2 protein-coding genes are annotated in these 1,244 nt (G+C 74.2%); both read right to left on the bottom strand.

Annotated features, from left to right (window positions below; all coding sequences use genetic code 11):
• Positions 1 to 169: ATP-binding cassette domain-containing protein (locus AC2W7M_RS25795; protein WP_486135982.1), on the bottom strand; the 169-nt coding region annotated here is incomplete at its 3' end.
• Complete coding sequence (locus AC2W7M_RS25790) at positions 166 to 1,170, bottom strand: FecCD family ABC transporter permease (RefSeq protein ID WP_486135980.1); 1,005 nt, start codon at positions 1,168 to 1,170, stop codon at positions 166 to 168. The genes AC2W7M_RS25795 and AC2W7M_RS25790, both read right to left, overlap by 4 nt.
• Between the last annotated feature and the right edge of the window lie 74 nt (positions 1,171 to 1,244).

Here is a 1,244-nt window from a genome sequence, read left to right as displayed (position 1 = left end):
CGACGCGCCAGCGGTCGAGGCCGCACAAAGCGCGCAGCAGGCTGGTCTTGCCGGCCCCGTTGGGGCCGATGAGGCCGAGAAGCTCGCCGCCACGCATCTCCAGCGAGAGGTCGCGCACCACCGCCGATCCGCCTCGCCGCACGTCGACGCCCTCCGCCGCGACGATCATGGTCCCTCCACCTTAAGCCGCCGCAGCATGGCGAGGAAGAAGGGCGCGCCGATGATCGCGGTGACGACGCCGAGCTTCAGCTCCGGCCGCGTCGGGATGAGGCGCACCGCGATGTCGGCGCCGAGCGTGAGGGCCGCCCCGGCGAGCCCGCTCGCCAGCAGCAGCCGGCCTGGCCGGTGACCCACCAGCGGGCGCACCAGATGCGGCACCACAAGGCCGACGAAGCCGATGGCGCCTGCCACCGCCACGCTCGCCCCCACCGCCGCCGCCGTGCCGCCCACCACCAGCAGGCGCACCCGCCGCATGGAGAATCCGAGGCTCTGCGCGGCGTCCTCGCCGAGCGTCAGCGCATCCATGGCGCGGGCGCTGGCGAGCACCAGGCCCCAGCCCAGCGCCATGAAGGGCAGCGCCAGCGCCACATGGACCAGCGAGCGGTCGGCGAGCGAGCCCATGAGCCAGAACACCACCTCAAGCGCCGCATAGGGGCTCGGCGCGAGATTGAGCGCCAACGCCGTCAGCGCGCCGGCGAGCGCATTGATGGCGACGCCGGCGAGGATCAGCGTCGCGGTGTCGGCGCCGGAGCGGGCCACCATCAGCAGGAATATGGTGGCGATGCCGGCACCGATCAGCCCGCCGAGCGGAAGGGCCAGCGCGAAGGTGGCGGAGAAGCCGAAGTAGAACGCCACCACCGCGCCCAGCGCCGCCGAGCCCGAGACGCCGACGATGCCGGGATCGGCGATGGGATTGCGCATCAGCCCCTGCAGCGCGGCGCCGGTGACGCCGAGGCTGAAGCCCACCGCCGCGCCCAGCACCGCGCGGGGAATGCGCAGTTCGGCGAGCACCAGCGCCGGCAGGCTCTCGCGGCCGGCGAGGAGGTCCGCGACCGCCGCGCCGAGATCGAGCGGGGCATAGCCGATCAGCAGGGAGACGGCGAACAGCGCCGATACCAGCGCCGCAAGAGCGGCGATGAGCAGCCGGTGGTGATCCCGCGCCCCGGTCATTGCCGGCGGCCTTCGGGCGCGGCCGCGAGCGGGCTTGGGCGCCCCCGGCGCCAATCCTGCGCGCGCGAGGACAG

Source organism: Xanthobacter sp. BG11Y11_SDJG (assembly GCF_057364445.1).
The sequence above is the reverse complement of the archived record's forward strand: the minus strand, read 5'-3'. Positions and strand labels throughout refer to the sequence as shown.

Coding starts and splice junctions, on each gene's coding strand:
- AC2W7M_RS25790 (WP_486135980.1), bottom strand. CDS start 1,170: ATGACCGGGGCGCGGGATCACCACCGGCTGCTCATCGCCGCTCTTGCG.